At 50.0% G+C, this 11,099-nt stretch carries 8 protein-coding genes; 3 read left to right on the top strand and 5 right to left on the bottom strand.

Annotated elements, in window-relative coordinates; translation table 11 throughout:
• Positions 1 to 37: 37 nt before the first annotated feature.
• The gene (locus EQU24_RS00290) at positions 38 to 520 is read left to right on the top strand and encodes a hypothetical protein (protein ID WP_017841422.1); all 483 of its coding nucleotides are present in this window, start codon (positions 38 to 40) and stop codon (positions 518 to 520) included.
• A gap of 5 nt (positions 521 to 525) precedes the next feature.
• Here EQU24_RS00290 and EQU24_RS00285 read toward each other — a convergent pair whose 3' ends face one another.
• The 3 genes from EQU24_RS00285 to EQU24_RS00275 are packed head-to-tail and all read right to left on the bottom strand — an operon-like array spanning position 526 to position 5,073.
• Positions 526 to 2,160 carry a serine/threonine-protein kinase gene (locus EQU24_RS00285; RefSeq protein WP_017841423.1) on the bottom strand — a complete coding sequence of 545 codons (1,635 nt, stop codon included), beginning with the start codon at positions 2,158 to 2,160 and terminating at the stop codon, positions 526 to 528.
• Positions 2,161 to 2,206: 46 nt separating this feature from the next.
• Positions 2,207 to 4,345: an adenylate/guanylate cyclase domain-containing protein gene (locus EQU24_RS00280; protein ID WP_017841424.1), complete on the bottom strand. Its 2,139-nt coding sequence runs from the start codon at positions 4,343 to 4,345 to the stop codon at positions 2,207 to 2,209.
• Positions 4,345 to 5,073 (bottom strand): hypothetical protein, encoded by a 729-nt coding sequence (locus tag EQU24_RS00275; RefSeq protein ID WP_017841425.1) that lies wholly within the window; start codon positions 5,071 to 5,073, stop codon positions 4,345 to 4,347. The genes EQU24_RS00280 and EQU24_RS00275 overlap by 1 nt, the downstream gene beginning before the upstream one ends.
• A gap of 1,039 nt (positions 5,074 to 6,112) precedes the next feature.
• Between EQU24_RS00275 and EQU24_RS00270 the strand changes: the two genes are divergently transcribed.
• Both EQU24_RS00270 and EQU24_RS00265 read left to right on the top strand, forming a co-directional pair.
• Complete coding sequence (locus tag EQU24_RS00270) at positions 6,113 to 6,778, top strand: Crp/Fnr family transcriptional regulator (RefSeq protein WP_017841427.1); 666 nt, start codon at positions 6,113 to 6,115, stop codon at positions 6,776 to 6,778.
• Positions 6,779 to 7,091: 313 nt separating this feature from the next.
• Complete coding sequence (locus tag EQU24_RS00265) at positions 7,092 to 9,767, top strand: MGH1-like glycoside hydrolase domain-containing protein (protein WP_017841428.1); 2,676 nt, start codon at positions 7,092 to 7,094, stop codon at positions 9,765 to 9,767.
• 554 nt (positions 9,768 to 10,321) lie between these two features.
• On the opposite strand, the gene EQU24_RS00260 is transcribed toward EQU24_RS00265, so the two are convergent.
• Both EQU24_RS00260 and EQU24_RS00255 read right to left on the bottom strand, forming a co-directional pair.
• Positions 10,322 to 10,612, bottom strand: coding sequence for a hypothetical protein (locus EQU24_RS00260; RefSeq protein ID WP_017841429.1), 291 nt, complete (start codon positions 10,610 to 10,612; stop codon positions 10,322 to 10,324).
• A 121-nt stretch (positions 10,613 to 10,733) separates the two neighbouring features.
• Complete coding sequence (locus EQU24_RS00255; RefSeq protein ID WP_017841430.1) at positions 10,734 to 11,024, bottom strand: hypothetical protein; 291 nt, start codon at positions 11,022 to 11,024, stop codon at positions 10,734 to 10,736.
• Between the last annotated feature and the right edge of the window lie 75 nt (positions 11,025 to 11,099).

Raw genomic sequence — 11,099 nt, 5'->3', positions numbered from 1 at the left:
TAATCTACATGGTTATCACAAACTTACAGGAAGCCTCATGTCGAGTCACCATTCTTTACAACACAGCAATAACGATCTTAAACTTCATTGGACCATCGCCGGGCTGACTCTTACCACCGTAGCGGCCTATTTGATTTTTTGCCATGTAGCCGGCGAACAATGGCGGATTAATCTTCCGGAAGATCAACGCGTCCTGATTCGTACCCTCTTTTATGTGTTGGCCATTATCGGTTTTCCGGTGACCAATCTGCTCCGCCATATTCAATTGCGTCTAAACCAAACCATGCCCGGGCCAAAGCCGGCCAAACAGCGCTATTTGCTTACCGTGATCGTATCGATGGGACTGGCCGAAACTGTCGCTTTGATGGGTTTGGCGATATTCCTGCTGGGAGACGATTACAACACCCTTTATATTTTTACCGCGTTGTCGGTTTTGGCCGTGTTCCTGTACCGCCCGAAAGCCGATGAATATCGGGAAATAATGGTCGCGCTGGCAAGCAGGGAAGACGATGACGATTAATACGCTCAGCGAATGGTAAATTCCAGTGTTTTGATGACGACTTGGTAGGTTTCTTTGAGTTTTTCCGGGTTAAATACGTCAATGAGGTCGATCGGCAAAGCATCGGGGCTTGCTATCGCGATCACTTGATCGATACCTTTCGGCTCTCCGATATCGATTGTAAAATCGCCCTCTTCCGGCGGGATGCGGTAGCGCTTGCCGGGAAGACTGTAATTGTCTTCCTGATAGGGATTGGGATATACCCAACCCACGGCACCCGCCGCATCGATTACGGCGATGTAGACATACAAGGCTTGCTCGACCTGAAAATCGACTATTAAACTTTCTCCGATTTTAAAGTCGGTTTTGTTGATCGAGATAGAGAAGATATGTTCGGGTAATGAATTTTGTTCTATTTGACCGCTTGGCGGTGTTGACACTTCGGAAGTTTGCCCATCGGCGACCGTCTCCTCTGCGTCAAGCTGCGCAGCGGTTTTATCGATCGGCACTTCGGTTAGAGCTTCGTTTTCCGGTTTTTCGATCGAATACCGCTGCCAATAGGGCCGAATCATCGCCGCCGCCCCCAGAAATATCGCCGCCAGCAAGACATAATACAAAGCCTGGTAAGGCTTGTTCCGCGATTCCAAACCTTTTAAAAACGCTTCAACACTATCGATTCGATCTTCGCGCTTGAACTGTAGCCCCTTCTTCAATGCATTCCATTGCCGGGCATTGAGCGATCGTATCGCTTTGGGGCGGACCTTTTTTTGCAAACAATCGTCGGCACGCTGCCGGTTGAACGGATGAAAGCCGGCGAACAATTCATAAGCCACGCAAGCCAACGCATAAATATCGTCCCGAGGGTCCGGCTTTTCCCCATGCAACATTTCCAGCGTTGCATAAGCCGGCGTCATGCCGCCAAGCACGCCGGCATCGAAACTTCCCACCCGGGAAAAATTCTGTAGCCGTGCGATACCGAAATCCAATATTTTGACTCGATTATGGATATCGATGAATATGTTGGAGGGCTTAAAATCCGAATGGATAATCCCTTTTGCATGCGCATGGCTCAATGCAGCGCAAATTTGCCTAATAATCGCCAATGCTTCGGACTGTTCGAGTCCCGCCGGATGGTTTTTGACGATTTTGTCCAGCGTAACGCCTTCCAGATATTCCATCGTCATGAATACGATCGGACCGTCTCTGTCGAAATCGTAAACGGTCAAAATATTCGGATGCGCCAGCGATTGGGTTTTTCTGGCTTCGCTATGCATGGCCTTCAATAATTCGGGATTGGCCCTGAACTCGTCATTCAGCACCTTGACCGCAATAAAGGCTGAATTGCCGGCTTCGATATCGCGCCGGTCCAAGGCTTTATAAACACTACCCATGCCCCCCGTTCCGATTTTCTCCAAAAGGTCATAGCGATTTTTCAATACCGAGCCCGAACCCGGAGTGACTGAGCCGTCGGCATAAGGACTGCTATCGTCAAAACCGGTCGCTGTTTTACCGATTCCGCCGGTCGTTCCGAAGAGTTCGTGCTGCGTTCGAGCCGAATATAAATCCGAATTGCCCGTTTCTCGACGCGGCTTTTGTTGAATGATGGTTTCATCCGACTCTTTAGTTCGGTTGACGGCTGATTCTTTAGGATCTCGATCCATGGTTCGGTATGTGTTTGATGTCAATGAGTCGGGGAATGCGCCGGAATCATTTTTCGTCCAAATGCCAGACGCCGTCGGCGCCCAATAAGCGTCTTTCCAGCCATTTCGTTATTGTGCTTCGGTCCTTTCGGTAAACTTCGGGGCATTCCGATGTCGCCGAACTGTGCGTTTCGATGCCTGCCAACCAGTTTTCCCAAGCAGCAATCGCATCCGGCGAAAAACGCGAGTCGCCGGCATGGCCCACGGCATATAAGGTTGCCGGTTCGTTCCTGCCCTTGACTTGCAGGCGCCCTAAGCGCCGAACCGGATAATTCAATTGCCGCGCCGCGCCGATAAAGTCTTCGGTGACGATGATCTCGGTATTGAACAAGCGGGTCAGGCTTTCCACTCGCGCGGCCAGATTCATTGGATCGCCCAAAATGCCGAATTTTCTGACGCCTTTTTTCGGCCCCAGATCGCCCATCACCACCGAGCCCGCAGTCAAGCCGACACCGGCGTCGATAATCGCATGAATCCGTTTGAGCACATCGGCTTCAATTTTTCGATCATAGCGCTCTTCGAGCGTCGCAAAAAAACGTTTTTGCAATGTGACCAATTCCAACGCGGCCTGCAATGCATTGGCGCATGCTGCTATATTTTCCCCTTCATTGTATTGATAGGGCCAATAATAACAAACCATATCGCCGACATAATCTTCCAGCCAGCCATTGTATTTATCTTGAAGAATCAATGAGGTTTCGCTCAAATAATCGTTCATTAGATTCAGCACTTCGGCCGGATCCTTAATGAAGCCGGTCACGGTCGTATACCCGGCCAAATCGCTCATCAATACCAGCGCGAATCGACGCCGGTTTTGAAAGGTTTCGTTAGGTTTCAAGCTTATCAATAAATTATGAATTTGCCTCGGCATATAATTGATAATCAGCTTGCCTTCCCGCGAACCGATGATCAAATGCATCCCTATCGTTTGGCCGACACCGGCGATAAAAACGATCATACTTGTCGTTACCGGCCAAAGTTGAACCAAATCGTTCAAATAGCACAAGGATCCGACAGCAGTAATAAACAAGCCGCCGATAAACCAAACAAAGCTCTGCTTCAAATAAGCGCCCGATAGGACGCCGATCAAGGCCGCTATCAAAAACAATGCCGCTTTTACCGGTAACGCGGGCGCTCTCGGATGATCTCGATTCAGTAGCGTCTCGACCGCATCGACCAAAAACTGCGCTCCGTGAGTCGGCAAATGAGGGCCGAACAAACCCGTCGTCATCGGCGTTACCAACACGTCGGTAGCTTCGTCGGGTGCAGTCAACTGAAACACGGCTACTTTATCCCTCAATAACGCGGCAGTCCGCTCTGCAATTTCGCTATCGCAAGACGCCAAGCGACTGACCGGTATCATCGGCCTATTGCCTTCTTCGGATATGACGAACTGCGGCTTGCTCAACCGTATTCGGCGGCATGGACGGCGGCCGTCGCATAGTTCATCATCGGGTCCGTGTAAATAATCGTCGCCGGTATTTTGCGGAAGGATAAATCGAGTCAGTGCAACGACGGCATGATCCGGGCTCAAATCCAACCATCGTGAGATGGGGCTGTTATTTTTAGAGACCAAACGGTCGCTTGCTACCAAACCGTTTTCGGGTACTGCGAAAGCGGCCTCCAAGCCGTACAGTAAGAAATCGGGAAGCGCTTCTTGACCGCTAAAATAGGGAGCAATTTTGAAATGTTCTATAGCAAAGGCCGGCATTTGCAAAGGCGCGTTGCCTAATTCGCTATTACTCATTCGGCATTCGCCGGTAGGGGAAGCAGCACATCGAGGCTGCGACCATTGCACGGCGCCGGGCGATTCGATACAAGCGGCATAAGGCATTCTGCCTTCCATTTCTTTCGAAACAACCGCGTCGAGAAAAACGCCCTTACCGCCAGCGGCAATAATTCGTTCCGTAGCTTTGGCAAAAAGGGGTAAAGCCTGTTTACGGCCCACATCAATCGGGACGCCGTGATCCAAAACCACAACCGCAGTGTATCGCCATTCTTCTCGGGCTTGAAAGACCAACGCGGAATCGTGTATCCAGTCGTCGATAGCGGTACCGGCCAAGCGATCCAAAATCAAGCCGGCCAAAAATGCCGCTGCGATTAGCGGTATCAACACAATCCATCGGTTGATCGGTAAATCAAGCATCAAAAAGTGCGGGTAAACTTTTGGCCGGTTCTTGTCGCCGGATAACGGTAGTCCTTGATGACTGCCTCGACACAATTCGAAAACCGGCCGTCTTCAGATTCTATGGACGATAGCATTACAGACTCGGCGCGCCCCATCGAATCGACGGTCCAATGAACCGTAATTTTGCCGTCGACTTGAAAAAGATTCCGGCACAGTCCGATTTCAGGCTCGATGGCCTCGAAGATTTCGTCGATGCCGGCCTGCCGCTCATGATCCGAATAGTTACGCATCTTGACCGAAGTCGACATCGCAAGTTGCCCGCTGCCTGCGGTCTCGGAACGCTTGATCGCCGCGATAGCGCAAAAGAATGCATTACTGCCGCCATGAACGCCGTCGCATTTGAGTTTATGGTCCACCCATCCGGTGCAGTTTTTCAAATCGGTCGGCGTAATCCACGGCAAAAACAAGCTCGATACAGTGACTTCGAGCGGTGCGGACGAACCGTTTTGACAAACGAGTTGAAAATCCGCATCGGTTTCGGGCTTAGGTAACGATTTGATCCATAATCTTGCGTCCGGGCTTAATTTAAAGACGGTCCCCAGGCCGACTTCGTTTCCCTTGGCGCAACGATCGTTTACGACTTCGACGCCTTGACTCTTGGCATCCAGATATTGGATGTTACTACACTCCGAGGCAGGCACTTCGAGCCCCGTCAGTACTAAAAACGCAACGACTATGGTTTTCATAACAAATGCCCCCCGGCAAAACTCTGTTGAGTTACAACTTATTTCCTGATTAGCAAGTTTCTTCAGCTAAAGCCCAAAGATCAGCATATCCTTAGCAGGACGGGGTTCGCAAGCCATGCGCGTCAAGCTAAAAACGGCCAACCCACATCATGCTCTTTCCCAAGCTCCAGTTTGGGAAAGACACACCGGAAGCTAGAGCTTCCTGAACAGGTTACCCAAGCTGGAGCTTGGGTAACAGCATATTGTAGTTTTTGCGACTACGACTAGCCCCTGCTCGGACACTTGGCTTCGATAAGCTGAAGCATCTTGCTAATCAGCACTTATTTTGACTACTTTATTGATAAAAGAACAATATTCGTCAACTTGCATTAAACGATTCGGGCTAAAACGCCCTTTCATTTATTACTGTGAAAGTTCGTGGATTCGGACTCCTTATCTAATTTTTCGATATGAAAAATAATGCCGGTTCCGAGGAGGGTGCGGTTGCTCGACCGACAGGCGTCGGCGGCAGGGCAGATTTTTGCTCCTGGAAAATCTGCATTCACGCCATCCTTGGCGTTCGAGCCGCCGTCGAGCCTACAGGGACGTATTCACGGCGTCCTGTCGGGCGAGTGACCGTACCCTCCCCAACCAGAGAACTTTCATTTGCCGGGGCGATGGCTAGGCCTTCATGAACGTTACTGTGAAAGTTCGTAGATATAGACCCTTTATCTAATTTTTCGATATACGGCGCTCGACAGAGCAAATGCCGGTTCCGGAGAGGGTGCGGTTGCTCGACCGACAGGCGTCGGCGGCAGGGATAGCCGCCGTCGAGCCTACAGGGACGTATTCACGGCGTCCTGTCGGGCGAGTGACCGTACCCTCCCCACCAGAGAACTTTCATTTGCCGGGGCGATGACCAGGCCTTCATGAACGTTATGGTAAGTAAGCAATTAATTCTTTAATATGCTAGCTTTGTAAATCAATATAAGAAAAAGCGATTTTTGCCAATGTAAATCGCCGAAATCATTTCTTGATAACCAATCAATGCAGAGTCGCCATGGCCACCGATATTGACATTTTAAGAAACAACGGTTTATTCAGCGAATTGAACGACGAAGAGCTTACCGCTCTGGCAAAACTGACCCAAACCCGGACATTTCTGAAAAACTCGTTGATCTTATGCGAAGGCGATACTTCGAATGCCATGTACATCATACAAAAAGGCAAAGTCAACATTACCGTAACCAATGAAGACGGAAAAGAAATGATTCTTTCCACGTTGCAAGCGGGAGATAATTTCGGAGAATTGTCCCTACTTGACGAAGCCCCACGGTCGGCAAATGCCGTCGCCCTCGAAAAATGCGAATTGATCGTTTTGCACAAAGCCGAATTCGTACAACTACTGACTCAAAACTCTGCAATCGCATTGGCGATCATACGTTATCTATGCGAACGGGTAAGGTTTTTGACGAGCCTAGCCCATGGCTTGGCATTATTGGACGTCTACGGACGGCTCGTTAAACTGATACAAAGCCTGGCCGAACCGAATCAAGAGGGCCAATTAGTCGTCTCAATACCGTTGACCCACAAAGATATCGCGATGCGGGTCGGCTCGTCGCGAGAGATGATCAGCCGAATACTGAGCGAATTGGAAAAAGGCGGATACGTCTCATGCGAAAACAAACACATCAAAATCAACAAAAAATTACCGTCGGCTTGGTGACGACTTAGCGAAACCCAGCCTTAACAAATGTAGCACCTACGGTATAAGACAACGAATAATTTAAAAAACGCGTCATTCCGCCAGGAATTGGCGGAATCCAGTGCCAAGAATGGCTCCGATACTCTTGCGGGACGGGTTATTTAACCCGTCCCCAACGTTTCGGTTTGGCCTAAGTGTTTGAGCTTGCTTAGGCCACGGTTTAAACGTTTCGAACGGGGTTTGCAAACCTTGTCCTGCCAAAATTTTGATCTGAGATGGCTATACATCAACGCACAAACGAGACCACTTACCGGTCACTTCCAAGGAGCCGATCATGGCTGATTCTAACGAGCGCAACCGAATCGAAGAAAACCGAGGCGATCTGCCTCCCTGGTGGTTATGGGGTCCCTATGTCGGCGAAAGATCCTGGGGAACCGTCCGCGAAGATTACAGTCCGGATGGCGATGCCTGGCGTTATTTGCCCCACGATTTGGCGCGTAGCAAAGCTTATCGCTGGGGCGAAGACGGCTTGGCCGGCATCTGCGACCGCTATCAACTATTGGTTTTCGCCGTCGCCTTATGGAACGGACAAGACCCGATTTTAAAAGAGCGCGCGTTCGGCCTCAACATGTGGGAAGGCAATCACGGCGAGGACGTCAAGGAATATTATTTCTATCTCGACAACACGCCGACACACAGTTACATGCGTTATCTATACAAATATCCGCAGCGCGCCTATCCCTACGAAGCGTTGGTTCGGGAAAATCAAGCCCGGGGCGGACAAGGCCCCGAATACGAGCTGCTCGATACCGGACTATTCGACGAAAACCGCTACTTCGATATCGAAATCGAATACGCCAAGGCATCGCCCAGCGATATTTGCATCAAAATATCCGCAACCAACCGGGGACCCGACAACGCACCGCTACACATACTCCCCCATCTGTGGTTTAGAAATACTTGGGCCTGGAGCGAACCGCGCAAACAGGCGCCGGAAATTAAATTAATCGATTCTCCGAATTCACCCTATCGTTGCATATTGGCCGATACCACCCGGCTAGGTGCACTACCCGGCCTGCTTTTCCCTTACCGCTTACCTAATTACCATCTATATGCCGAAGGCGACTGCACGCCGCTGTTTACCGATAACGAAACCAATACCCTTAGAGTCTACGGTACCGACAATACGCAGCTTTACACCAAAGACGCGTTTCACCGCTACCTTATCGATCGGGAACCGTGCCTTAAACCCGACAATTCCGGTTCCAAAGCCTGTTTGCACTATGCGTTCGATATCGAGGCGGGCAAAACGGCCGTAATTCATCTGCGTCTAAGCGAGCAACTCGTCGACGAGCCGTTCCGGGACGCGGAAAGCTTAATCAAACAACGCAAATCGGAAGCCGATGCATTTTATCGAACGCTTCATCCCGAGCTTGCGACCGAACAAGAACGCTTGGTGCAGCGGCAAGCATTGGCCGGCTTGCTGTGGAGCAAGCAGACCTATTTATTCGACGTGCGCAAATGGCTCGACGGCGATTTGCCGAGCGCACCGCCGCCGGAATCGCGGCAAACCATTCGTAACCGGCACTGGCGGCATCTCAATTCGATGCGCGTGCTGCTAATGCCTGACAAATGGGAATACCCCTGGTTTGCCGCTTGGGATTTAGCGCTTGCCAGCATACCGATGGCATTGATCGATCCTCAGTTTGCCAAAGAACAGCTATGGCTGATGTTATTCGAACAATTTCAGCATCCGAACGGTCAGATCCCGGCCTACGAATGGGACTTTTCCGATTTGAATCCGCCGGTACACGCATTGGCGGTCTGGCGCGTTTACAACATGGAAAAGCGCTTGCACGGCCATGCCGACCGCGACTTTCTGGAGCGTTGCTTTCATAAATTAATGCTCAATTTCACTTGGTGGGTCAACAAAGTCGACAGCCAAGGCAATAATATCTTCGAAGGCGGATTCCTGGGTCTGGACAACATTTCGGTCGTCGACCGCAGCCAACCGTTGAACGGCGGCCAAACCCTCGAACAATCCGATGCAACCGGGTGGATGGCGATGTTCTGTTTGAACATGATGCGTATCGCCTTGGAACTCGCGTTGACCAACCGCACCTACGAAAGCCTTGCGACCAAGTTTTTGGAACATTACATTTACATCGGCGCCGCAATGAAAAACATGGGCGGACGCCACTACCAACTTTGGGACGAAGACGACGGCTTTTTTTATGACGTGCTCCGGCATCACGACGGGCATTTCGATAAGTTCCTGGTCCGCTCCTTGGTCGGGCTGATCCCGTTATTTGCCGTCGAACGCCTCGAAGCCGATTGGATCGCCCCATTTCCGTCGTTCCGGGCCAATCTGCAATGGTTCCTGACGAACCGCAATCAATTCGCGCAGTTCAGTTGTCATCCCGTCGAACGGAACGGCCAAACCAATTATTTATTGAGCATTCCGAATCAAGCGCAAATTAAACGCATGCTGGAACGCGTCTTCGACTGTAACGAATTCTTATCGCCGTTCGGTATGCGCAGCCTATCGAAATTCCATGACGAAACCCCCTTCGAGTTCGGGGCGAACAGCGTCCGGTATGAGCCGGGAGAAGCCGAGTCCAAATTGAAAGGCGGCAATTCGAACTGGCGCGGTCCGATCTGGTTTCCGGTCGGTTTCTTAATGGTCGAATCGCTACGCAAACTGGATAAAGCCTTGGGCCCCGAATTTAAGATCGATGTCATGTTGGACGATAAACCTGCTTCGCTAACTCTAGGTGTACTGGCCAAAGAATTGGCGGACCGCATGATCAAACTTTTTCAGCCGGGCTCCGATGGACGTATTCCCGCTTTCGGGGAAGACAGCCGATTTCATGACGACCCGCATTGGCGGAATCTATTGCTGTTTCACGAATATTTTCATGCCGAAACCGGCAAGGGTCTGGGTGCATCTCATCAAACTTGGACAAATTTAGTGGCTGCGATGATCGACGAATGGAGACGCGAAGAGTAAAGCTATGAATTCATTTACGAACCGATGTGAATTGTAGGTTACGCACAGCGTACCCTTATGTTTTGATGTTGGTGTAGTATTAATTTAATCTATTAACAAGAACATAGCATCGTAGGGTACACTGCCATTAAGTTGAAGGAAACCCGTCATTCCGCCATGGATTGGCGGAATCCAGTGCCATGAATGGCAGGCTTTTGATGCGCATTCGAACATGAATGCCAGCATTACTTATTACGTGTCGGCTTAACTTAATGGTAGTGAGTCGTAGGGTACGCTTCGCGTACCTCTTTTAGTTTTGGTGAGCGTTGTATCCCACAATCTCCAAATTTCGGCATTGGCGTAATTGACTTATGAATACCACTATAACCAAAAAAAGCACGTCCCTGTGTCATACGGTAGTCCATTAGGTCTTTTTCCTTACAGTAAATTTGTCTTTGGCGACGTTCATTCAAAAGCCGGTGTTTAGGGTTCTTCCTTAAAAGCTTCTTTCCTGCCGGATAATCCAGGAGAAAATGTGGAATTGAAAGAAGCCTGATCACTTAAGAATCGAACCGTTAGCGAATATCGATCGAACCGGTATTCGCGACACTGTCCCTGCCGATCGCTTGGGTGTTGGTCAACGTATTTTTAGACGCATTGATTACGGTGGATTTTTCGACTTTCGACCCGACCACGTTGATAGAACCGGTGCTCGCGGCGCTATTGCGGCCGATGGCTTGCGTGTTGGTCAACGTGTTTTTCGATGCGTTGATCAAGGTCGATTTTTCGATTTTGGAACCTTCGGCCATTGCCGATCCGCTGAAGACTGCGACCAATGCGACTGCTGCTACTGTGAATTTTTTCATGACGTTTTCCTCTTGAGTTTTAAGTATTGGGTTTTCTGTTACGGTTTTACTGTATCGTTTGGTTGTTTGTTTTGCGGTGAACCGCTCACACTAAAATTGTGAACTATTCACCGCTTCTGCTTTAGCGAATGTCGATCGAACCGGTGTTCGCGACGCTGTCCCTGCCGATCGCTTGGGTGTTGGTCAACGTGTTTTTGGACGCATTGATCACGGTGGATTTTTCGACTTTGGAGCCGACCACGTTGATGGAACCTGTGCTCGCGGCGCTGTTGCGGCCGATCGCTTGCGTATTGGTCAGCGTGTTTTTCGAGGCGTTGATCAAGGTCGATTTTTCGATTTTGGAGCCTTCGGCCATTGCCGATCCGCTGAAGACTGCGACCAATGCGACTGCTGCTACTGTATATTTTTTCATGACGTTTTCCTCTTGAGTTTTAAGTATTGGGTTTGTTTGCCACGGTTTTAATGTACCGTTTGACTGTTAGTTTTG

The sequence above is a fragment of the Methylotuvimicrobium buryatense genome (assembly GCF_005931095.1).
Classification (GTDB): Bacteria; Pseudomonadota; Gammaproteobacteria; order Methylococcales; family Methylomonadaceae; genus Methylotuvimicrobium; species Methylotuvimicrobium buryatense.
Note: the sequence above shows the minus strand (reverse complement) of the source record. Positions and strands in the feature narration are given on the sequence as shown.